The following is a 20,441-nucleotide window of genomic DNA, read 5'->3' as shown; positions in this document are numbered from 1 at the left end:
CGGGGGCACGCGTAACCGGAACATTCGTGGAACGCAATTGCGCTCCGCCCTTTTGCGCGGCACAAGCGAGAACGATGCGGCAGAAGGAACTTCGGATCGCGCTGGTCTGCTATGGCGGGGTCAGCCTTGCGGTCTACATGCACGGGGTCACCAAGGAGCTTTGGCACCTTGCCCGGGCCAGCCGCGACCATGTGGGCGCAGGCCCCCGGGCAGGCGGGCTTCGCGGCGTCTACCGCGACCTTCTTGTGCGGATTGAAAGCGAACATGGGCTGCGGCTGCGGGTCCTGCCCGACATCGTCACCGGCGCCAGCGCGGGCGGTATCAACGCCATCTTTCTTGCCGAGGCGATCCATTCGGGTGCCAGCCTCGAGCCGTTGACCGAGCTGTGGCTGGAGACCGCCGACGTCGACCGGCTGCTCGACCCCAGGGCACGGCCCTGGTCGCGCGCGGCAAAGTTGTGGGCCATGCCGCTCGTCTGGTGGCTGCTGCGCCGCCCGGGCAACGCGGTAAGCGAAAGCGTGGCGCCCGAGACCCGCGCCGAAGTGCGCCGCAAGGTCTCGCACCTGATCCGCGGGCGGTGGTTCGAACCACCGTTCTCCGGCCTCGGTTTTTCCAAGCTGCTGTACGACGGCCTCATGGCAATGGCATCGGAAACGCCGGAAGAGCCGCTGCTGCCCCCGGGTCATCCGCTCGACCTGCTGGTCACTGCGACCGATTTCCGGGGCCACCTGTCGCTGCTGCGGCTCAACAGCCCTCCGGCGGTGGAAGAGAGCGAGCACCGCATGCCGATCGCCTTCCGCAGCAAGGTGCCCGCGCATGGAGGCGAGCCGCTCGCCGAGCCGCTCGAGCTGACGCTTGCCGCGCGTGCGACGGCCAGCTTCCCGGGTGCCTTTCCCCCGCTTCAATTGGGCGAGATCGATCAGCTGGCGCTTGAAAGGGGCCGCGAATGGGGCACTCGCGCGCAGTTTGTAGAGCGGATCATGCCGGTGCACGCGCGGCAGGGCAACGAGGAGCACGTTTCGCTGATCGACGGCTCGGTCCTGATCAACGCGCCGTTCGCGGCTGCGCGCGCCGCGCTGCCGTCCCGCCCCGCGCAGCGCGAGGTCGACCGGCGGTTCGTCTATGTCGACCCCACGCCTGACCGCTTCGGTGCGCTTGGCGAACGGATCGACCGGCCGGTCGGCTTCTTCGCCGCGATCATCGGCTCGATTTCCGCTATCCCGCGCGAACAGCCGATCCGCGACAACCTCGAGGCGCTCGAACGGCAGACGCGCGAAGCCGTGAAGCTGCAGCGGATCGTCGCCGCCCTGCGCCCCCAGGTCGAAGACTCGGTCGAGCGCCTGTTCGGGCTCACCCTGTTCCTCGACCGTCCGACGCCGAAGCGGCTCGCAGCGTGGCGCAGCAAGGCGCAGAATGCCGCCGCCGAGCGGGCGGGCTATGCGTTTCACCCCTATGCCCAAGCCAAGGTCGCAGGCATCGTCGACACGCTGGCGCGCACCGTGCTCGAAGCCGCGCCAGCGCTGAAGCTTGCCGATGCCGAGCCGATCGTGCTGCGGCTGCGCGAGGAACTCGACGCGCGCGGTCTTGCCACGTTGGTCGAACCGTCGGGAGTGGCGAGCCCGGCGGCGATCGAGTTCCTGCGCGCGCATGACCTGGCCTTCCGCGTCCGGCGGCTGCGCCTGATAGCACGCAGGCTCTCGCGCGAATGGGAAGCCGATCCCGATATTCCGGACGCGGCGCTCGAGGCTGCGCGGGAAGCGATCTACCGCATCCTCGCGCTGTATTTCGCGCGGGAGGGAACGGGCAATCTCGGCGACAATTTCGCCGCCATCGCGCAGGAGGTAATGAGCGACCCGGCCACGGTGCTCGACGCGCTCGCCGAACGCCGGCTTCTGCCCGAGATCGACGCGCAGGCCGAACAGATGCTCGCCGACGCGCTGGAGGCAATGCCGAAGGAACTGCGCCGCCGGGTCCTGCTCGCCTACCTCGGCTTTCCCTATTACGACGTCGCCACGCTGCCGCTTCTGCAAAACGAGGGATTGACCGAGTTCGACGCGGTGAAGGTGGATCGCATCAGTCCCGAGGACGCGCGGTCGATCCGCGCCGGGGGCACCAGCGCGACGCTGCGCGGGACGGAATTCTACAATTTCGGCGCTTTCTTCAGCCGGGCCTACCGCGAGAACGATTATCTATGGGGCCGGCTCCACGGTGCGGAACGGATGATCGACCTCGTCACCTCGACCGTCGCCGATTTTTCGGACAACGAGCGGATGCAGTTCAAGCGGCGCGCGTTCCTGGCGATACTCGATGGGGAGGAGAGCCGCCTCAAGGCCGACCCACGCCTGGTGGCGGGCCTGCGCGCCGAGATCGAAAGCGCCGTAGCGGCCTAATCCGCCAGTTGACGGACAAGCGCGCGTGCAGCCGCCGTTACGTCCGCCCAGGTGTCCTCGAACAGCTCTTCGCCGCCGTAATACGGATCGCGGACGCTCGCGCCTTCGCGACCCGGAACCATATCGAGCAGCAGCGAGACATGGGCGGTTGCATCCTCGGGCATGATCGCCCGCAGATCGGCAAGGTTCTGCGCGTCCATTGCCAGGATGTGCGTGAAGCGCCGAAAGTCGTCGGCGACCACCTGTCGGGCGCGCATGCCCGCGATGTCCACCCCGGCCTCGCGAGCGACCGCCTGCGCGCGCGGATCAGGCGGCTTGCCGACGTGCCAGTCGCCGGTCCCGGCCGAATCGATTTCGATGGGGAGCCCGGCCCGCCGGGCCTCGGCTCGCATGGCCGCTTCAGCGAGCGGCGAACGGCAGATGTTGCCGAGGCAGACGAGCAGGACGGCCGGGCGTGCGGTCGTCACCCGCCGAACGCGGTCTTGAGCCGGTCGAAGAAACCCTTGCTGTCGGGGCACTCATCGCCGGTTTCGGTTTCGCGGAACTGCTCGAGAATCTCGCGTTGCGCGCGGCTGAGTTTCGTCGGCGTCTCGACCACGATCTCGACCACCAGGTCCCCCCTCCCGCGCCCCTGCAATACGGGCATCCCGCCCCCGCGAACGCGCAGTTGCCTGCCGCTCTGAATGCCGGCCGGAATGGAGACCGAGTGATGGTCGCCGCCGAGGTCCGGAATATCGATGCTGTCACCAAGCGCGGCGGTCGTGAAGCTGATCGGCACGCGGGTCAGCAGCGTCGTGCCTTCGCGCTGGAACACCGGGTGCGGCTTGACGTGAACGAAGATGTAAAGGTCGCCGGGCGGGGCGCCGCGGGGTCCTGCCTCTCCCTTGCCGGAGAGGCGGATGCGGGTGCCGGTATCGACGCCGGGCGGGATCGTGACGTCGAGCACCTGAGGTCGGTCGATCCGGCCTTCGCCGCGGCAGTCGCGGCACGGGCTCTCGATCACCTCGCCGCGACCGTGGCAGTTGGGACAGGCCCGCTCGACGACGAAGAATCCCTGCTTGGCGCGCACCTTGCCCATGCCCGAGCACAGGTTGCAGCGGCGCGCCGAAGTGCCGGGCTTCGCGCCCGAACCTTCGCAGGTGCCGCAGGTCTGGCTGACCTCTATCTCGATCTGGCGCTCGTTGCCGTGAAACGCCTCGTCGAGGGTGATTTCCATGTCATAGCGCAAGTCCGCACCACGGCGCGGCTGTTGCCGTCCGCCGCCACCGAAGGCGCTGCCGAAGATGGTCTCGAAGATGTCGCCGATGTCGCCGAAGTCCTGGCCGCCGAAGCCGCCGGGCCCGCCGCCGCCCTGGAAGGCGGCGTGGCCGTAACGGTCGTAGGCCGCGCGTTTCTGCGGGTCCTTGAGGCATTCATAGGCGGCCGAGACCGCCTTGAACTTGTCCTCGTTCTCCTTGCACCCGGCGTTGCGATCCGGGTGATACTGCATCGCGAGCTTGCGATAGGCGCTTTTGATCGTTGCCGCATCCGCATCGCGGGCGACGCCGAGCACTTCGTAGAAATCGAGTTCGGTAGCCGACATTGCTTGCCCCGCCCTAAACCGTTCCGCCACCGATGCGGATGCGCACCCGTGGCGGTCGGCTTTCCATCCGGGCTATCAACCCTTGGCGTCTTCGTCGACTTCGGAGAATTCGGCGTCGACCACCTCTTCCTCCGGCTTGCCGTCGGATCCGGCGCCAGCACCCTCGGCAGGAGCTTCCGCCGATGCCTGCTCCTGGCTGTAGATCGCTTGGCCCATCTTCATCGCCACGTCGGTCAGCGCCTGAGCCTTGGCGTTGATCGCATCGACGTCGTCGCCTTCCAGCGCGGTCTTGGCCTCGGCGATCGCCGTCTCGACCTGGCTCTTGAGGTCGGCATCGATCTTGTCGCCGTGTTCGGACAGTTGCTTCTCGGTCGCGTGAACGAGGCTGTCGGCCTGGTTGCGCGCCTCGGCGGATGCGCGCCGCTTCTTGTCTTCCTCCGCGAACTTCTCGGCATCCTTGACCATCTGGTCGATGTCGGCGTCGGACAGCCCGCCCGAGGCCTGGATGCGAATCTGCTGCTCCTTGCCGGTGCCCTTGTCCTTCGCGCTGACGTTCACAATGCCGTTCGCGTCGATGTCGAAGGTGACCTCGATCTGCGGCACGCCGCGCGGGGCCGGCGGGATCCCGACAAGGTCGAATTGGCCGAGGAGCTTGTTGTCCTGCGCCATCTCGCGCTCGCCCTGGAAGACGCGGATGGTGACCGCGTTCTGGTTATCCTCGGCCGTCGAGTAGGTCTGGCTCTTCTTGGTAGGGATCGTCGTGTTGCGGTCGATCATCTTGGTCATGATGCCGCCCAGCGTCTCGATTCCCAGTGACAGCGGGGTCACGTCGAGCAGCAACACGTCCTTGACGTCGCCCTGCAGCACGCCGGCCTGGATCGCCGCGCCCATGGCGACGACCTCGTCCGGATTGACGCCGGTGTGCGGTTCCTTGCCGAAGAATTCCTTCACGAACTCGCGCACGCGGGGCATGCGGGTCATGCCGCCGACGAGCACGACGTCGTCGATTTCGCTCGCCTTGATACCCGCGTCCTCAAGCGCCTTCTTCATCGGGCCCTTGGTGCGTTCGATCAGGCCGGAGACCATCTTTTCAAGGTCTGAACGGCTGATCGTCTCGACCAGGTGCAGCGGGGTCGTGCTGCCACCTTCCATGCGCGCGGTGATGAACGGCAGGTTGATCTCGGTGGTCTGCGCGCTCGACAGCTCGATCTTGGCCTTCTCGGCGGCTTCCTTGAGCCGCTGAAGCGCGAGCTTGTCGGTGCGAAGGTCCATGTTTTCCTTCGACTTGAAGCGATCGGCGAGCCATTCGACGATCGCGGCATCGAAGTCCTCGCCGCCGAGGAAGGTGTCGCCGTTGGTCGACTTCACCTCGAACACGCCGTCGCCGATCTCGAGGATCGAGACGTCGAACGTGCCGCCGCCAAGGTCATAGACGGCAATGGTCTTGCCCTCGCTCTTCTCGAGGCCATAGGCGAGCGCGGCCGCGGTCGGCTCGTTGATGATGCGCAGAACCTCGAGCCCGGCGATCTGGCCGGCGTCCTTGGTCGCCTGGCGCTGGGCGTCGTTGAAGTACGCGGGAACGGTGATGACCGCCTGAGTCACGGTTTCGCCGAGGTAGCTCTCGGCGGTTTCCTTCATCTTCTGGAGGATGAACGCGCTGACTTCGGACGGCGACAGGTCCTTGCCACCGGCCTGGACCCAGGCATCGCCGTTCTTGCCCTTGACGATGGTATAGGGGACCAGTTCGGTGTCCTTCTTGGTCACCGGGTCGTCGAAACGGCGGCCGATCAGGCGCTTGACCGCGAAGACGGTGTTGTCGGGGTTGGTGACCGCCTGGCGCTTGGCAGGCTGGCCGATCAGCCGCTCGCCGTCCTTGGTGAACGCGACGATCGAAGGCGTGGTGCGCGCGCCTTCCGAATTCTCGATCACCTTCGGCTTGCCGCCATCCATGACGGCTACGCACGAGTTCGTGGTGCCGAGGTCGATACCGATAACTTTGGCCATGGTTTCCCTATTCGTCTGATACGTTGTTGGACACCGCCTTTCGGACCCCCCGCTGGTGCGGCGAGGCCCTCTCGGAGGCTCGGATTGCGCGGGCGATATAGGTGCGGAATTTCTTGGCACAAGGGACGCGGACCGCTACCTGATCGGCCTGTTTCATAGGGGGAAAACGATGATTTCACGGTCGCTCACGGCTCTCGCGCTCGCCTGCGCGCCCTTCACGCTGACCGCTTGCGGCGATGCGCCGGCAGAGGCGCCGGCCGAGGAATCGGGCATTCCGGGAATGACGATCAGCAATCCCCGGATGGTGCTTGCGCCGGTCTCCGGCAACCCGGCGGCGGTCTATTTCGACCTCGACTACCAGGGCGATCGCAACGTGGCGCTGAACCGGGCAGAGGTGAAGGGCGCCAAGAGCGCGACCTTCCACGATTACGGCGAATACGACATGAAGGTGCAGATGATGGACATGCTGCCGGTGCCGCTGAAGAAGGGCGAAAAGATCAGCTTCGAGCCGGGCGGCAAGCACATCATGGCGATGGAGCCGGACGACACGCTCAAGCCCGGCGGCACGGCCGAAGTGACGATCATCGTATCGGGCGGCAAGGGCCATACCTTCGAAGCGCCGATCAGGGCAGCCGGGGACGAACGCTGACGCAGGCGGTCGACAGCCTCGGCCTCGAAAACCACGACGAGGCTGTCGCCCCATCTTGTCCGGCCGGCGGTAAGCGCGCGCTTACACCGGGAGAGATCGCGCTTGCCCGATCGGTGTTCGGCTCCGCGGTCGACTATGGCAAGGTCACCGTCCGCCGCCGCAAGTTCTTCCCGTTCCAGCCCCGGCACATCACGATGGCGCCGCGCGGGCACCTGCACTTCCACCCCGCCGGGACCGCCTATTGCGACGATTTCGCGCGGGCGTCGAAGATCGCCCAGGGCCTCTTCATCCACGAGATGACTCACGTCTGGCAGACCCAGACGCGGGGCGAGTGGTACCTCCTGCTCCACCGCCACCCGTTCTGCCGCTACGACTACAGCCTCAAGCCGGGGTGGAGCCTCGAGCGCTACGGCATCGAGCAGCAGGCGCAGATCGTGAAGCACGCGTTCTGGCTGCGCAACGGCGTCGCGGTCGCAGGCGTGGCGGATGCGGGCGCGTACGACCTGCTCGTCCGGTTCCCTGGGGCCGGATAGGCCGCGCAGGTTTTCCACCCGGCCGGGTTGAGCGGGCCGGCTTCACTTGTTACTTGTTGCTCCATCGATCCGGGCGGCCCAACCCGCGCCCGGCAAGCGGTGCAATCCGATGAATATCACAGACTACGGCATGTCGCGGGAACGCGGCTTCCTTTCGCATTACGAGATCGACGAGATCACCCTGCCCGCGATGTTCGGCGAGGTGCTCGAAGCCGCCGGAAACCTTTCCGGTCTCATGTCCACCGGGCGCGTGCGCCACTGGCTCGGCCAGCTTGCCGATCCCGGCCTCGAGGACTGGGCCCGCGAGGCCGCTGAAGAGGAAGTCCGCACCGCGATGGTGCACTACAGTTTCCTGGTGCAGGCCTACGTCTGGGGCGAAGCGCAGCCGCCCGAGTATCTGCCCGCCAACCTTGCACGGCCGATGGTGGCGATTGCCGACCGGCTCGGCCAGGCGCCGCTGCTGCCCTATTCGGCCTACGTGCTCGACAACTGGGCGCGGCTCGACAAGTCGGGCCCGATCACGCTCGAGAACATCTACATGGTCCAGAACTTCCTCGGCGGTGACGACGAGAACTGGTTCGTGATGATCCACGTCGCGATCGAGGCCGAGGCCGGCGTGCTGCTCGACAACGCGGCGAAGCTGGTAACGGTCGCTCGCAACGGCGATGCCGCCGAGGCGGAGCGCCTGCTGGTCGAGATGGATGCCGCGTGGGAGCGCATCTACGGCCACTTCGCGCGGATGCCCGAGCGGTGCGATCCCTACATCTACTTCCACCGCGTGCGGCCCTACATCCACGGCTGGGCGAACAACCCCGCGCTCAAGGGCGGCGGGCTGGTCTACGAGGGCGTCGACCGGTTCGAGATGAAGCCGATGGCCTATCGCGGTCAGACCGGCAGCCAGTCGTCGATCGTCCCGGCGATGGACGCATTGTTCCAGGTCGGCCATTCCGACGACCCGCTGCGCCAGTTCCTCGACGAGCTCCACCAGTACCGCCCGGTACCGCACCGCCGGTTCATCGAGGATCTCGCCGCGCAGTCGACCTTGCGCGAATTCGTGGGCGGTTCCGCGTCGCAGAGCCTCAAGGACGCGTTCAACGCCTGCCTCGAACAGTCCGCGCGCTTCCGCACCCGCCACCTCGAATATGCCGCGAGCTACATCAACAAGCAGGCCGGCAGCATCGCCGGCAACGATCCCGACGTCGGCACCGGCGGCACGCCGTTCATGAAGTACCTCAAGAAGCACCGCGACGAGAACAGAGCGCAGCTGGTTTGAATTACTTGGAATTCACTCGGCGGCGGTAATGTCCGCCGGGTGAACATCCCCATCAATCATGAGCATCTTGCACGGACGTCCCCAGATGCCTGGGGTCTTGCTCGCCTTGAACTGCTCGACGCCTTTTTCCACTTCGAACTGCAAGTAGGGAAGTGGTGTCAGAAAATCGGCAAGTGCGACGTCAAAACCTCGTTAGGCAGCAAGCTGGACGCGTTGTCAGGTCATCAAAGCCTTGAGAGCGTGGCGACTACTAGACAGGTCGAGTATTTACGTGGGTTGCGCGAGCTCTGCCGAGAGCCGCTGCGCATTCGAAATGCCATCGTGCACTCGAGGGTCAAAGACGGCTTGGTCAGTGAGCAATTTGTACTCTTCGAGACCGTCGCCCTCGCGCTAGAAGGCGACGGAGCAGTTATCCCGCTGAGCCTCAAAGAAGTAAAAGCAGCGGCGGCGGAAATTCGCAATATCTCTGGACGACTAAACCTATTTCTGACTCAAAATAAGGGCTCCTAAAGCCGCGCCAATTCGCCTGGCGCATTCTTGTCCAGCATTTGCGACGCGTCGGCCAGCGGGTATTTGAGACCGGTCGCGCAGTTGAACAGCACCGCTTCGTCACTCGCGTCGATCCAGCCTTCGGCGACCGCCTTGCGCCAAGCGGCGAGCGTCGCGGCGCCTTCCGGGCACAGCAGCAGTCCGTCGCGCTTGCCGCAGTCGGCAAGGGCCGCGAGCGTGTCGGCGTCGTCGACCGCGATGGCCCTGCCGCCGCTTTCGCGCACCGCGCGCAGGATGAGGAAGTCGCCGACGGCCTTGGGCACCCGGATGCCCATCGCGATCGTCTGCGCGTCCTCCCACCGATCGGCGTGTTCTACCCCGTCTTCCCAGGCCTTGACGATCGGCGCGCAGCCGCTCGCCTGCACGGCGAACATCTTCGGCCGCTCGCCGCCGATCCAGCCTAGCGCCTCGAGCTCGTCGAACGCCTTCCACATGCCGATTAGGCCGGTGCCGCCGCCGGTGGGATAGAAGATGGCCTTGGGCAGCCGCCAGCCGAGCTGGGCGGCGAGCTCCAGCCCCATCGTCTTCTTGCCCTCGATCCGGTACGGCTCCTTCAGCGTCGAGAAGTCGAACCAGAGGCCTTCTGCAGCGCCCTGCCCCACGATCGCACCGCATTCGTCGATCAGGCCGTTGACCCGGTACACCCGGGCGCCCTGCGCGGCGATTTCGCGCACGTTGATTTCCGGCGTGTCGTCGGGACACAGGACCACCGTCTCGATCCCCGCGCGCGTTGCGTAGGCAGCCAACGCCGCGCCCGCATTGCCGTTGGTCGGCATCGCGATGCGCCTGACGCCGAGCTCCTTCGCCATCGCCACCGCCATGACCAGCCCGCGCGCCTTGAACGAGCCGGTTGGCAGGCGCCCTTCGTCCTTGACGATCACGCTCGGCCCGGCGGACCCCGGCACCGGAATCAACGGAGTCTCTATCTCGCCAAGGCTCACGATGCTGGCGGTGCGCCGGACAGGCAGCAGTTCGCGCCACCGCCACAAATCGGTCGGCCGCGCTTCGAGGCCGCCGCGCGATAGCGACCTGCCCGCGGCGGCAAGATCGTAGCGCACGAGCAGCGGCCGCCCCACAGCGGACAGTCCGTGGAGTTCGTCGGCCTCGTACCGCTCTCCGGTGAGCGAGCATTCGAGGTGGGTTACAAAGGTCGGGCGCTCGCCGACCAAGTTGTCGGTGAGCGCCACCGGGTCAGGGCTTCTTCGCCACGCCGACCATCGCCGGCCGCAGCAGCCGCTCATTGATCATCCACCCGCTCTGCATTTCCTGCACCACCGTGCCCGGCTCGTGCTCGTCCGAAGGAATTTCGAGCATTGCCTGGTGCTGGTTGGGGTCCAGCGGCAGGCCGGTCGACGCGATGCGGGTGATCCCGTGCGAAGCGAAGACCTTTTCCACCTCGCGCTGGGTCGCCTCGATGCCGGTGACCATCGCCTTCATACGCGGATCGTCGTGAAGGTCGGCGGGGATCGCCTCGATCGCCCGGACCAGGTTGTCGTAGACCGACAGGATGTCGCGCGCAAAGCCGGTGGCAGCGTAGGCCCGCGCATCGGCGATATCCTTTTCCAGCCGGCGGCGCACGTTCTGCGTCTCTGCGCGGGCGTAGAGGATGTCCTGATTGGCCTTGTCGAGGTCGTCCTTGAGTGCCGACAGGGCGTCGGACAGGCTGCCCTCCTCACCCTTGCCGTCGTCGTCGATCATGTCGGCGGGAACGCCGTCGAGTTCTTTCGCTGCAGCCTCGTCGGCTGCCTGCTTTTCATCTTCGATCATTGTTTTTTCGTCGTTATCCGATGAGTTTGCCCAGCGAACGGGCGGTGAAGTCCACCATGGGGACGACCCGCGCGTAATTCAACCGCGTCGGTCCGATCACTCCGAGCACACCGACTACCCTGCCGTCGCGGTCGCGATAGGGAGAGGCGATCACCGACGACCCCGACAGCGCGAACAGCCGGTTCTCGCTGCCGATGAAGATCTGGGTCGCTTCTGCGCTTCGCGCGGACTCGAGCAGTTCGGCAACGGACTGCTTGTCCTCAAGGTCGTCGAGAAGCTGCCGAACCCGCTCGATGTCGCCGAGCGCGCTCTCGTCGAGCAGGTTGGCGGCCCCGCGCACGATCAGGACCGGGCGCTGCGCGGCATCCTCGCTCCATACTGCGAGCCCCCGCTCGACCAGATCGCGGCTGGCGGCATCGAGCTGCGAACGACCCTCGGCGAGCTCGCGCCGCATTACCGACGCCGCTTCCGCCAGCGTGCGCCCGGTGAGGCGCGCGGTGATGTAGTTGCCGGCAGCCTCGAGCGCGGAGGCGCTGGCTGGCCCATCAAGCTCGAGCACCCGGTTCTCGATGGCGCCGTCCTCTCCCACCAGCACCGCGAGCGCACGGCCGGACCCGAGCGGCACGAGGGTAAGCTGAGCGAGGCGCGGCTCGCGGCGCGGAACCATGACCATTCCCGCCGCGCCCGACAGGTCTGACAGCAGGGCACTGGTCGCCTCGAGGGCGGCTTCGATCGGACCTGGCGCGGAAAGCCGCTTCTCGATCGCACGGCGCTCCGCGGCGGATGGCTCGGCGACCTGCATCATCCCGTCGACGAACAGCCGCAGCCCGGTTTCGGTCGGCATGCGTCCCGCGCTGGTATGCGGCGCGGCGAGCAGACCCAGTCCTTCCAGCTCAGCCAGGACCGACCGGATCGAAGCGGGCGAGAGATTTAGACCGCCCTCGCCTGCCAGCGTCTTGGAGCCGACGGGATGGCCGCTGGTCAGGTAGCCTTCGACCACCAGCCGGAATATGTCCCGGGCGCGGGTGCTGAGCTCGGTGACGGGAGGGGTCGGCATGACGTGCCAATCTAGAGCGCGCACTTGCGGCGGCAAGGCCCAAGCGCCTAGGCGCGCATGACGACTCACAAAGGAACTGCCATGCGACCTTCCGGCCGCGCGCCCGACGAGATGCGCGCCATTTCGATCGAGACCGGGTTCACCAAGCACGCCGAGGGTTCGTGCCTCGTCGGTTTCGGCGACACCCGCGTGCTCGTCACCGCCTCGGTAGAAGATCGTATCCCCCCCTGGCTGCGCGGCAAGGGCGAAGGGTGGGTGACTGCCGAATACTCGATGCTTCCGCGCGCCACTCACACCCGCGGCCAGCGCGAAGCGGCCAAGGGCAAGCAGAGCGGCCGGACGCAGGAAATCCAGCGTCTGATCGGTCGATCGCTGCGCTCGGTCGTGGATCTCAAGAAGCTCGGGGAACGTCAGGTCGTGCTCGACTGCGACGTGATCCAGGCCGACGGCGGCACCCGCACGGCTGCGATCAGCGGCGCGTGGGTCGCGCTGCGCCTCGCGGTCGACAAGCTCATGACGGCCGGCCTCGTGACGGAAGACCCGATCCAGGCGAAGGTCGCGGCGATCAGCTGCGGGATCTGCAAGGGGACCCCCGTGCTCGATCTCGACTACAACGAGGATTCCGCTGCCGACGCGGACGCAAACTTCGTGCTGATCGAAGGTGGCCGCATCGCCGAGGTCCAGGCGACGGCGGAAGGCGCGACGTACGACGAGGAAGGCCTTCTTCGGCTGCTGCGGCTCGCCCAGATCGGCTGCGCCGAGGTGTTCCGGGCGCAGGAGGAGGCGACCCGCAAATGACGCGCCGCATCGGCTCCGGAACCCTGGTCATCGCGACGCACAACACCGGAAAGCTGAAGGAAATCGGCGCGCTCCTCGAACCTTACGGCGTCACGTGCATCAGCGCTGGCTCGCTCGGCCTGCCCGAGCCCAGGGAAACCGGCACGACATTCGTCGCCAATGCCCTGATCAAGGCAAGAGCGGCGGCCGAGGCGTCGGGCCTTGCGGCGCTGGCGGATGACAGCGGGCTGTCGGTCGCCGCATTCGACGGACGGCCGGGCGTCTATACGGCAGACTGGGCGGAACGGCAGTGGTTCGAGGGCGAGCCGGGCCGCGACTGGTACCTGGCGATGGGCAAGGTCGAGGGACTGCTCCAGGCGAAGGGGCCGGCCGTTGCGCGCGATGCGTGGTTTTCCTGTGTGCTCGCCATCGCCTGGCCTGACGGCGAGACGGCGGTTTACGAAGGACGGGTCGACGGGGCGCTAACCTGGCCGCCGCGGGGAACGATGGGCTTCGGCTACGACCCGATGTTCGTGCCGAGAGGGCGCGACACGACGTTCGCCGAACTCGACCCGGAGGAAAAGCACCGCATCAGCCACCGTGCCGATGCGTTCGCCAAGCTCGTCGCCGAGCAGTTCGGCTGATGCATCACCCGACCTTCTGGCCGAACGTGTTTCCCGGCGGATTGTATCGGCACACCAGAAAGTCGTTCACCCTGCCCTTGGCGACCGCACAGCCGACTTCGGTCGTCGTCGGCCAGATGACCTGCGTGTAGTGCCCGACGTCGGACCAGTTGCCCGTGCGACTGACCTGCGGGAACGTGCCTGGGCGGAACCGGGTACGCTCGGCAAGGAAGCCCTCGATCATGGTCTCTGCGCTGTAGTAGCCGGCCGACCCCATCCACAGGTTCTCGCCCATGTTGCGGCGTCGTTCGCTGCTCGCGTGCTCGAGCGTGCCCTTTCTCGACAGCACGACAGCCCAGTCCTGCGCATCCTGCGCAAGCCGGCTCGACCACGACAGCCGGGACAGGCCCGCCCGGTCCCGCTCTGCATTGTGCGCGGCCAGCAGACGGTAGGCGAAACTGCCTTCGTCTGCTGTATTGGCAAACGCTCCCGCAGGCAGGACCGCCATCACGATCCCCGCGATTGCAGACGCAAACAGACCCCGCACCATGAGACGACCCAACCCGATACCCCATCCAGAGGCCGAATAGGCTATAGCCGGGGCACTTAACCGAATCTGACGCATACAGGGTAAATGGCGCGCGCACTCTACATCCACTGGCCGTTCTGTCTGAAGAAGTGCCCCTACTGCGATTTCAACTCGCACGTGCGTGACCATGTGGAGGTGGACGAGTGGCAAACTGCACTGATCGCCGACATGCGGCACGAAGCGGCAGCGGCGGGCGGCGAGCGGCTCGAATCGATCTTCTTCGGGGGCGGCACGCCGAGCCTGATGCCGCCCGCGCTTGTGGGCGCGCTGCTTTCGGAAGCCCAATCGCTCTGGGGCTTCGCGAGCGATATCGAGATCACGCTGGAAGCTAATCCCTCGTCGGTCGAAGCGGCGGCTTTTGCAGGCCTTGCGGCGGAAGGGATCAACCGGGTCTCGCTCGGGCTCCAGTCGCTCGACGACGCTGCGCTGTCCTTTCTCGGCCGGCTTCACGATGCGGACGAAGGGTTGCGCGCGCTCGAGACCGCACAGCGCACCTTCGCCCGGGTGAATGCCGACCTGATCTACGCGCGGCCCGGTCAGTCAGCGGCCCACTGGGAAAAGGAATTGGCCCGCGCGCTCGCGCTGGGAACTGACCACCTCTCGCTCTACCAGCTTACGATCGAGCCGGGCACCCGCTTCGCGACCGACGTGAGGCGCGGCGCGTTCGATCCGCTGGACGATGATCCCGCGGCGGACCTGTTCGCGCTCACCCGCGACATGACCGCCAGTGCGGGCCTGCCTGCCTACGAGGTGTCGAACCATGCGCTTCCCGGCCAGGAAAGCCGCCACAACCTCGCCTACTGGCGCTACCACGACTACGCCGGGATCGGCCCCGGTGCACACGGACGGCGGGGTCGCGCCGCGACCATTCGGCACAAGAAGCCGGAAAACTGGCTCGTGGCCGTCTCCGAACGCGGCCACGGCATTGCCGAGGAGCGGGCGCTGGGGCGCCGCGAACAGGCGTCGGAAGCCCTGCTGATGGGCCTGCGGCTGGCCGAAGGGGTCGATCTCTCAGCGCTCGCCGAGCGGTTCGCAATTGCCGAGGCGGATCTCGTCGAGCGGGACCGTCTCGCGCTTTACCAGTCTCTCGGACTGGTAGCGGGCCAAGAAGGCCGCCTTATAGTGACGGAAGCCGGCATGCCGCTTCTCGATGCGCTCCTGGGCGAACTCGTACCCGCCTCGCTGGTCGAGGCGTGAGGGCGGCATGAACCAGGCCGATCTCCTCGCCGCGTGGGGCGACCACCTGCGCGAGGGCCGGCGGCGCTCGCCGCACACCGTCCGGGCCTATCTTGGCGCGGCCGCCCGCCTGCTGGATGCAAGCGGGATCGAGGACTGGCAGGCGCTGGTCGCGATGGACGGCGCTGCCTTGCGGCGGCATCTGGCGCGTCGCCGCGCCGAGGGGCTTGCCAATACCTCCACCGCGCGCGAGCTATCGGCTCTCAAGGGTTTCGTGGCGTTCGCCCGCACCCGGCTCGGGATGGACGCGGCCGCTCCGCGTCTGCGCGGCCCGAGGCTCAAGAAGGGATTGCCCCGTCCCGTCACACCCGACGAGGCAGTCAACCTGGCCGATCTTATCGCCGGCAGCGCGAGCGAGGACTGGATCGGCGCCCGCGACCGCGCAGTGCTTCTCCTGATGTACGGCGCCGGGCTGCGGATCGCCGAAGCGCTTTCGCTCACCGGCGGTGATCTGCCGCTTGGCGAGACGATGTCGGTGACCGGCAAAGGCGGCAAGCAGCGGGTCGTTCCGCTGCTGCCCCTGGTGCGCGCCGCGGTCGCCGATTACGCGGCGAAGAGCCCGTGGCCTGCGCAAAGGGACCAGCCGCTGTTCCGCGGCGCCAAGGGTGGCCCGCTGGGCCAGGGGATGGTCCAGAAGGCAATGGCGCGGGCCCGCGTCGCCCTCGGCCTGCCGGTAACGGCGACACCCCACGCGCTGCGTCACAGCTTTGCCACCCATCTGCTGGGCGCGGGGGCGGACCTCAGGTCGTTGCAGGAACTGCTCGGCCACGCGAGCCTGGGATCGACCCAGATCTACACGAAGGTCGACGCGGCGACGCTGCTCGATACCTACCGCAAAGCGCATCCGCGCTCCTAGGCGGCGTCCTCTGACGGCATGGAACCGCGCGGTTTCCATGTCATGACCCGCCACGCGTAGCCGATTACGGTCAGGATGATCAGGCCGAGGATCGCCCAGCCCATGACCGCCTCGTATTCGCTGAGCCAGCGGGCAAGGACGGTCCCGCCAAAAATCAGCAGCGCATTCCAGATCGCCGAGCCGAGCGTCGTGAAGATCAGGAATCGCGGCAAGCTCATGTGCGCAAGGCCCGCGGGAAGCGAAATCATCGTTCGCATGAAGGGGCTGAAGCGGAGGAAGAACACGACCCACTGGCCATGCCGGCGGAAGAAGCGGGTGGCGCTTTCGATATGCTCCCAGTCGACCGTCAGCCACCGCGACCAACGGTCGATAAACGGCTTCGTCCGCTCATACCCCCATTTATCCCCGACCCAGTACCAGGCGTAGTTGCCCGCGACCGTGCCGAGCGTACCCCACACCAGCAGCGGCCAGAACGCCATGTCGCCGCGCGCGACGAGCACGCCGCCCACCCCCATGATCACTTCGCTGGGGATCGGCGGGAAGATGTTCTCGATCGCCATCAGGAGAAAGATCCCGAGGTATCCTCCCTTGGCGATCAGTTCGATGATAAGGCCGTGCATGCGCTGTCAACGGACGGGGCGGCCAAAGGGTTCTCCCTTTGCCTCTTCGGCAGAGCGCGCTATCGGCCGTCGATGGAATCGGTTGATACAATTCTTGGTGCGTTGACGGAACAGTACGACCGTGCGGTCGCGGCGCTGCGCGCCGACATCGTCGCATTTGCCCGCGAAGGCGCGCTACCTTCGGCCTCGAGGCGGCTCGACGGTAGCTATGCCTACCCCGAACTCGTGATCCGCTATGGCGGAGAGCCTCCGGCAAGTTCGCGCGGTCTCGCCTACGGCCGGCTGAACGAGCCGGGAACCTACGCTACCACCGTAACGCGGCCGCACCTGTTCGCGGCATACCTGGCGGAGCAGCTCGAGCTCATCGCCGAAGACTATGCGGTAGAGGTCGAGGTGCGTCCGTCGCGGCAGGAGATCCCGTTCCCGTACGTGCTCGACGGCGTAGCCGGGGCCGAACTTGCCGGGATCGAGCCGCAGATCCTCGCCCGTCATTTCCCGGCGACCGAGCTGGCGCTGATCGGCGACGAACTGGCCGACGGCATCGAACTCGGCGGGCCGGAGGACGCGATCCCGCTGTCGCTGTTCGACGGGCTCCGGACCGATTTCAGCCTGGCCCGCCTTGCGCATTACACGGGCACCGATCCCGAGCATTTCCAGCGCTTCGTCCTGTTCACCAATTACCACCGCTACGTCGACGAGTTCGTCGACTGGGCGGGCGAGCAGTTGGGGCAGAACGGCTGCACCGCGCTTGCCGGCGCGGGCGGCCTGATGCTGACCGAACGGCGCGCGAATGCGCGGCTGCAGCTGTCCGACACCGCGTGGCGGAGGCACCAGATGCCCGCCTATCACCTGATCGGCGAGGATCGCAGCGGAATCACGCTGGTCAACATCGGGGTGGGGCCGTCGAACGCCAAGACGATCACCGATCACCTGGCGGTCCTGCGGCCCGAGGCGTGGCTGATGATCGGCCACTGCGGAGGCCTTCGCCCGAGCCAGAAGATCGGTGATTACGTGCTCGCCCACGCCTACCTGCGCGACGATCACGTGCTCGACCAGGTCCTGCCACCTGAAATCCCTCTCCCCGCGATCGCCGAGGTCCAGCAGGCGCTCTATGGCGCGGCCGAGGAAGTCTCAGGCGCGCAGGGCGCCGACCTCAAGCAGCGGATGCGCACCGGGACGGTCGTCACGACCGACGATCGCAACTGGGAACTGCAGTACACCAAGTCAGCGCACCGCATGTCACTGTCGCGCGCGGTCGGAGTCGACATGGAAAGCGCGACGATCGCGGGCCAGGGTTACCGCTTCCGCGTGCCGTACGGGACGTTGCTGTGCGTGAGCGACAAGCCGCTTCACGGAGAAATCAAGCTGCCTGGTCAGGCGAACCGCTTCTACGAGGAGGCGATCGCCGCGCATCTCCAGATCGGGATTGCCGCCTGTCGCCGCCTGCGCGAGGAAGGCGACCGGCTGCACAGCCGCAAGCTGCGCGCTTTCAACGAACCTCCGTTCCGGTAGCGCCCGCTTCGGCGCGCTCCTCGGCGAACACGTCGTCGGCAACAGCGGCAAAGTTGCCCTCGAACGCCCTCAACGCGGCAAGGAACGTCGCCGCGGGTACCCCGCTTCCGGTGTAGACGTCGTAATTCACCCAGGGATCACCCTCCTTGTCGAGCCACAGGGCGATGAACCGGTACTTGCGCACGATGTCGTTGAGCAGTTCCGGTGTGGCCGGCGACTTGCGGTCGAGTCCGACCCGGAACTGGATCGAATCGCATCCTGCATGGGTGCCCTCGTCGCAGCCGTAGAAGTAGACCGAGCCGCCGTAGCCGGCGAAGTTCGTGCGTATCAGCGGATCGCCATAACCGTCGGTGTCGAGCTGGGCGACGTATCCTGCTTCTTCCATCACGCGCGCGACCTGCGCCGGATCGGACGCGGACACGGTCTCGTCGGCGGCCGCGAGCGCACCCCCCAAAGCGAGCCAGGTACCCAATCCTGCGATTGCATTCTTCAAGACCGTCATGCTCGTCCCCCGCCACCGGTATCGCCATGCTTTCGGCGCGAACGGCGCGGGGCGCAAGCGCGATCAAGGACTGAGGAAATCGACTATCGCCTCGCCCATCGCGGGTTCCGTCACCGAGCTCATGTGGGTTCCGGGTATCGCGACGTGCCGGGCATCGGGCAGCGCCTCAGCGAGCTTGACGGGGTCTCCGTTGTCGCGGTCGCTTTCGCCGCACAGCACCAGCGTGGGCATCGTGACCCGTTCAAGCTCGGCCGGGTCGGTATCACCGATCGATTCCAGCAGTAATCGTGCCGCGACCAGGTCGACCTTCTGGGTCTTCATGAAGGCGACCGCCATGAACGCGGGATCGCCATGGCGCACCTGGTCGAACCGATCGATCGCATCGATGAAGAACGCCGAGCGGCGGTTCCAGCCGGCCAGCCCTTCGAGTCCCATGCCGGCAAGAACCAACCGCCGCGGCTCGAGCCCCGCGATGACCGAGCGCGCGGCGGTGCGCGAGCCGAGCGAGAAACCGGCGAGATCGTAATCGCCGAGGCCAAGCTGCTCGACCAGCGCAAAGGTGTCGCGCACGAGAACGTCCGGGGGGTAGGCGGCAGGATCGTGCGGTTTCGCGCTCGCCCCGTGCGCACGGAAATCGGGCATGATAGCCTCGAACCCCGCCGACGCGAGCGTGGCCGCATGGCCGAATTTCACCCAGTTGGTCTGAGCTTCCGAGAACAGCCCGTGAAGCAGCAGCACGGGACGACCCGCGCCCAGCCGGTGCACCGCCAGCGGTTGTCCATCGAAGCCCTGAAGCTTCTCGGTACGCTGGTCGCTCACTGCGGCGGCTCCACACCGGCATCTTTCCACTTCTGTACGAGCACGTCGTACTCGTCGGTGCGAATGCGCGGGAGAGCACTGGTGTCCAGCCAGGCCTCGTGCAACGATTCCGCGCCGAAGTGATGCCTGGGCTTGAAGTCCGATGGATCGTCGAAGCTACCCACCGTAAGGTCCATGTTGGTCGAACCTTCGTTGAAACGAAAGCCGAGCGGCGTGCCGCAGTGCGAGCAGAACGGGCGTGCAGCGATGGGCGAACTTGCATACCAGTCCGGCTCGCGCGCCCAGGCCAGGTCGGCCTGCGCGACCTGAACGAACGACGCCGCGAAGCCGCCGGTAGCGCGCTGGCACATGCGGCAGTGGCACAGGTAGGCCCCGGCGGGGTCGACCGTAGCCGTGTAGCGCACGCGGCCACACTGGCAGCCGCCGTGCTTCCGGACTTTGTCGCTCATCGTCGCTCCAATCCTTTCTGCTCCATGCGCCATTTCGCCATGGCTATCCGGTCCTGCCCGAAGAACGGCTCACCGTCGAACACCAGCGTCGGAACGCCCCAGTGGCCGGCATCCTCCAGCGCCTGCTGGTTCGCAGCGATCTCCTCGTCGAGCGCCTCCGCTTGGGTGGCGACTTCGGCGTCGAGATCGGCGAAATCCAGTCCCACGCGCTCCGCTGCCCGGGCGAGGTGGTCGCCCTCGTGCCAGTTTTCCGCTCCACCCCAGATCAGCCGGCCGGTTTCCGCCGCGAAGGCGAGTCCGCCACCGCGCCGCGCAGCGGCCTGACCGAGCCGTGTGACGCGGCGAATATAGGGTTGGTCCTTCGCGATCGTCCGCGTGGCGACGTCCTGAATGATCGGGTCAGGCCTCGGCGGGCCGAACGCAATGCCTTCCATCTGGCTCACCCGGAACATGTCGAGCATCGTGTAGCGCAGCCAGTTGGGATGGTTCCGCTCGAAGAAATCCGGCTGGCGGATAGCGAGAGGGTAAACAGGGCGCAGCGCGATATCGACCGCGTGGTCCTGCGACAGCTGCCGGTACCGCCCGACCGCGAGGTAGCTGTAGGGGCTGCGGAAACTGAAATAGAGGTCGGCGGCCAGCATCGCTCGGCTCCTG

22 protein-coding genes are annotated in these 20,441 nt (G+C 66.7%); 10 read left to right on the top strand and 12 right to left on the bottom strand.

All coding sequences use genetic code 11. The annotated features are described in order from the left end of the window. The first annotated feature begins 74 nt into the window (after positions 1-74). On the top strand, positions 75-2,390 hold the full coding sequence (locus ACPV3N_RS00500; RefSeq protein WP_440113129.1) for a patatin-like protein: 2,316 nt from the start codon (positions 75-77) through the stop codon (positions 2,388-2,390). On the opposite strand, the gene ACPV3N_RS00495 is transcribed toward ACPV3N_RS00500, so the two are convergent. From ACPV3N_RS00495 to dnaK, 3 genes are all read right to left on the bottom strand, one after another. Beyond that, a complete protein-coding gene (locus ACPV3N_RS00495) occupies positions 2,387-2,857 on the bottom strand; it encodes a low molecular weight protein-tyrosine-phosphatase (RefSeq protein ID WP_440113126.1) in 471 nt (156 codons plus the stop codon). The genes ACPV3N_RS00500 and ACPV3N_RS00495 overlap by 4 nt on opposite strands. Beyond that, positions 2,854-3,972, bottom strand: coding sequence for a molecular chaperone DnaJ (gene dnaJ / locus ACPV3N_RS00490; protein ID WP_440113123.1), 1,119 nt, complete (start codon positions 3,970-3,972; stop codon positions 2,854-2,856). Before dnaJ ends, ACPV3N_RS00495 begins: the two co-directional genes overlap by 4 nt. 75 nt (positions 3,973-4,047) lie before the next feature. Beyond that, on the bottom strand, positions 4,048-5,976 hold the full coding sequence (gene dnaK / locus ACPV3N_RS00485; RefSeq protein ID WP_440113120.1) for a molecular chaperone DnaK: 1,929 nt from the start codon (positions 5,974-5,976) through the stop codon (positions 4,048-4,050). A 169-nt stretch (positions 5,977-6,145) separates the two neighbouring features. On the opposite strand from dnaK, the gene ACPV3N_RS00480 reads away from it, so the two are divergent. The 4 genes from ACPV3N_RS00480 (at position 6,146) to ACPV3N_RS00465 (ending at position 8,941) form a co-directional block, all read left to right on the top strand. After that, positions 6,146-6,625: a copper chaperone PCu(A)C gene (locus ACPV3N_RS00480; RefSeq protein ID WP_440113117.1), complete on the top strand. Its 480-nt coding sequence runs from the start codon at positions 6,146-6,148 to the stop codon at positions 6,623-6,625. 113 nt (positions 6,626-6,738) lie between these two features. Beyond that, positions 6,739-7,158, top strand: a complete 420-nt coding sequence (locus ACPV3N_RS00475) for a vgr related protein (RefSeq protein WP_440113114.1) — start codon at positions 6,739-6,741, stop codon at positions 7,156-7,158. A gap of 109 nt (positions 7,159-7,267) precedes the next feature. Beyond that, a complete protein-coding gene (locus ACPV3N_RS00470; protein WP_440113111.1) occupies positions 7,268-8,431 on the top strand; it encodes a PrnB family protein in 1,164 nt (387 codons plus the stop codon). 39 nt (positions 8,432-8,470) lie between these two features. After that, complete coding sequence (locus ACPV3N_RS00465; RefSeq protein WP_440113108.1) at positions 8,471-8,941, top strand: hypothetical protein; 471 nt, start codon at positions 8,471-8,473, stop codon at positions 8,939-8,941. On the opposite strand, the gene ACPV3N_RS00460 is transcribed toward ACPV3N_RS00465, so the two are convergent. The 3 genes from ACPV3N_RS00460 to hrcA are packed head-to-tail and all read right to left on the bottom strand — an operon-like array spanning position 8,938 to position 11,804. Further along, positions 8,938-10,167 (bottom strand): threonine synthase, encoded by a 1,230-nt coding sequence (locus ACPV3N_RS00460; protein WP_440113105.1) that lies wholly within the window; start codon positions 10,165-10,167, stop codon positions 8,938-8,940. The two genes, ACPV3N_RS00465 and ACPV3N_RS00460, sit on opposite strands and share 4 nt — an antisense overlap. 4 nt (positions 10,168-10,171) lie before the next feature. After that, positions 10,172-10,747, bottom strand: a complete 576-nt coding sequence (locus tag ACPV3N_RS00455; RefSeq protein ID WP_440113102.1) for a nucleotide exchange factor GrpE — start codon at positions 10,745-10,747, stop codon at positions 10,172-10,174. Between the two features lie 13 nt (positions 10,748-10,760). Beyond that, complete coding sequence (gene hrcA, locus ACPV3N_RS00450; protein WP_440113099.1) at positions 10,761-11,804, bottom strand: heat-inducible transcriptional repressor HrcA; 1,044 nt, start codon at positions 11,802-11,804, stop codon at positions 10,761-10,763. An 81-nt stretch (positions 11,805-11,885) separates the two neighbouring features. On the opposite strand from hrcA, the gene rph reads away from it, so the two are divergent. Together rph and rdgB are read left to right on the top strand one after the other, a co-directional pair. Beyond that, positions 11,886-12,602 (top strand): ribonuclease PH, encoded by a 717-nt coding sequence (gene rph / locus ACPV3N_RS00445; protein ID WP_440113096.1) that lies wholly within the window; start codon positions 11,886-11,888, stop codon positions 12,600-12,602. Continuing rightward, positions 12,599-13,225, top strand: coding sequence for an RdgB/HAM1 family non-canonical purine NTP pyrophosphatase (gene rdgB, locus ACPV3N_RS00440; protein ID WP_440113093.1), 627 nt, complete (start codon positions 12,599-12,601; stop codon positions 13,223-13,225). Before rph ends, rdgB begins: the two co-directional genes overlap by 4 nt. Positions 13,226-13,229: 4 nt before the next feature. Here rdgB and ACPV3N_RS00435 read toward each other — a convergent pair whose 3' ends face one another. Continuing rightward, the gene (locus ACPV3N_RS00435; protein WP_440113091.1) at positions 13,230-13,766 is read right to left on the bottom strand and encodes a CAP domain-containing protein; all 537 of its coding nucleotides are present in this window, start codon (positions 13,764-13,766) and stop codon (positions 13,230-13,232) included. A 72-nt stretch (positions 13,767-13,838) separates the two neighbouring features. Between ACPV3N_RS00435 and hemW the strand changes: the two genes are divergently transcribed. Together hemW and ACPV3N_RS00425 are read left to right on the top strand one after the other, a co-directional pair. Next, a complete protein-coding gene (gene hemW / locus ACPV3N_RS00430) occupies positions 13,839-14,990 on the top strand; it encodes a radical SAM family heme chaperone HemW (protein WP_440113088.1) in 1,152 nt (383 codons plus the stop codon). A 7-nt stretch (positions 14,991-14,997) separates the two neighbouring features. Further along, complete coding sequence (locus ACPV3N_RS00425) at positions 14,998-15,885, top strand: tyrosine recombinase XerC (protein ID WP_440113086.1); 888 nt, start codon at positions 14,998-15,000, stop codon at positions 15,883-15,885. Here the strand turns inward: ACPV3N_RS00425 and ACPV3N_RS00420 are convergent. Next, positions 15,882-16,505: a DedA family protein gene (locus ACPV3N_RS00420; protein WP_440113084.1), complete on the bottom strand. Its 624-nt coding sequence runs from the start codon at positions 16,503-16,505 to the stop codon at positions 15,882-15,884. The two genes, ACPV3N_RS00425 and ACPV3N_RS00420, sit on opposite strands and share 4 nt — an antisense overlap. Positions 16,506-16,577: 72 nt before the next feature. Between ACPV3N_RS00420 and ACPV3N_RS00415 the strand changes: the two genes are divergently transcribed. Continuing rightward, the gene (locus ACPV3N_RS00415) at positions 16,578-18,017 is read left to right on the top strand and encodes an AMP nucleosidase (protein ID WP_440113081.1); all 1,440 of its coding nucleotides are present in this window, start codon (positions 16,578-16,580) and stop codon (positions 18,015-18,017) included. Here ACPV3N_RS00415 and ACPV3N_RS00410 read toward each other — a convergent pair. The 4 genes from ACPV3N_RS00410 to ACPV3N_RS00395 form a co-directional block, all read right to left on the bottom strand. Then, on the bottom strand, positions 17,995-18,519 hold the full coding sequence (locus ACPV3N_RS00410; protein ID WP_440113078.1) for a YbjN domain-containing protein: 525 nt from the start codon (positions 18,517-18,519) through the stop codon (positions 17,995-17,997). The genes ACPV3N_RS00415 and ACPV3N_RS00410 overlap by 23 nt on opposite strands. 63 nt (positions 18,520-18,582) lie before the next feature. Further along, positions 18,583-19,338, bottom strand: a complete 756-nt coding sequence (locus ACPV3N_RS00405; protein WP_440113075.1) for an alpha/beta fold hydrolase — start codon at positions 19,336-19,338, stop codon at positions 18,583-18,585. Continuing rightward, complete coding sequence (locus ACPV3N_RS00400) at positions 19,335-19,787, bottom strand: GFA family protein (protein WP_440113072.1); 453 nt, start codon at positions 19,785-19,787, stop codon at positions 19,335-19,337. The genes ACPV3N_RS00405 and ACPV3N_RS00400 overlap by 4 nt, the downstream gene beginning before the upstream one ends. Then, positions 19,784-20,428: a 2-hydroxychromene-2-carboxylate isomerase gene (locus ACPV3N_RS00395; protein ID WP_440113069.1), complete on the bottom strand. Its 645-nt coding sequence runs from the start codon at positions 20,426-20,428 to the stop codon at positions 19,784-19,786. Before ACPV3N_RS00395 ends, ACPV3N_RS00400 begins: the two co-directional genes overlap by 4 nt. Positions 20,429-20,441: the final 13 nt, after the last annotated feature.

The sequence above is a fragment of the Tsuneonella sediminis genome (assembly GCF_051912845.1).
Taxonomy (GTDB): domain Bacteria; phylum Pseudomonadota; class Alphaproteobacteria; order Sphingomonadales; family Sphingomonadaceae; genus Tsuneonella; species Tsuneonella sediminis.
Note: the sequence above shows the minus strand (reverse complement) of the source record. Positions and strands in the feature narration are given on the sequence as shown.

What these genes read in the sequence shown, in the direction of transcription:
- rdgB (WP_440113093.1), top strand. Translation starts at nt 12,599, where the DNA reads ATGACGCGCCGCATCGGCTCCGGAACCCTGGTCATCGCGACGCACAAC.
- ACPV3N_RS00395 (WP_440113069.1), bottom strand. Translation starts at nt 20,428, where the DNA reads ATGCTGGCCGCCGACCTCTATTTCAGTTTCCGCAGCCCCTACAGCTAC.
- ACPV3N_RS00400 (WP_440113072.1), bottom strand. Translation starts at nt 19,787, where the DNA reads ATGAGCGACAAAGTCCGGAAGCACGGCGGCTGCCAGTGTGGCCGCGTG.
- dnaK (WP_440113120.1), bottom strand. Translation starts at nt 5,976, where the DNA reads ATGGCCAAAGTTATCGGTATCGACCTCGGCACCACGAACTCGTGCGTA.
- hemW (WP_440113088.1), top strand. Translation starts at nt 13,839, where the DNA reads ATGGCGCGCGCACTCTACATCCACTGGCCGTTCTGTCTGAAGAAGTGC.
- ACPV3N_RS00415 (WP_440113081.1), top strand. Translation starts at nt 16,578, where the DNA reads ATGGAATCGGTTGATACAATTCTTGGTGCGTTGACGGAACAGTACGAC.
- ACPV3N_RS00470 (WP_440113111.1), top strand. Translation starts at nt 7,268, where the DNA reads ATGAATATCACAGACTACGGCATGTCGCGGGAACGCGGCTTCCTTTCG.
- ACPV3N_RS00480 (WP_440113117.1), top strand. Translation starts at nt 6,146, where the DNA reads ATGATTTCACGGTCGCTCACGGCTCTCGCGCTCGCCTGCGCGCCCTTC.
- ACPV3N_RS00425 (WP_440113086.1), top strand. Translation starts at nt 14,998, where the DNA reads ATGAACCAGGCCGATCTCCTCGCCGCGTGGGGCGACCACCTGCGCGAG.
- ACPV3N_RS00410 (WP_440113078.1), bottom strand. Translation starts at nt 18,519, where the DNA reads ATGACGGTCTTGAAGAATGCAATCGCAGGATTGGGTACCTGGCTCGCT.
- dnaJ (WP_440113123.1), bottom strand. Translation starts at nt 3,972, where the DNA reads ATGTCGGCTACCGAACTCGATTTCTACGAAGTGCTCGGCGTCGCCCGC.
- hrcA (WP_440113099.1), bottom strand. Translation starts at nt 11,804, where the DNA reads ATGCCGACCCCTCCCGTCACCGAGCTCAGCACCCGCGCCCGGGACATA.
- rph (WP_440113096.1), top strand. Translation starts at nt 11,886, where the DNA reads ATGCGACCTTCCGGCCGCGCGCCCGACGAGATGCGCGCCATTTCGATC.
- ACPV3N_RS00420 (WP_440113084.1), bottom strand. Translation starts at nt 16,505, where the DNA reads ATGCACGGCCTTATCATCGAACTGATCGCCAAGGGAGGATACCTCGGG.
- ACPV3N_RS00455 (WP_440113102.1), bottom strand. Translation starts at nt 10,747, where the DNA reads ATGATCGAAGATGAAAAGCAGGCAGCCGACGAGGCTGCAGCGAAAGAA.
- ACPV3N_RS00500 (WP_440113129.1), top strand. Translation starts at nt 75, where the DNA reads ATGCGGCAGAAGGAACTTCGGATCGCGCTGGTCTGCTATGGCGGGGTC.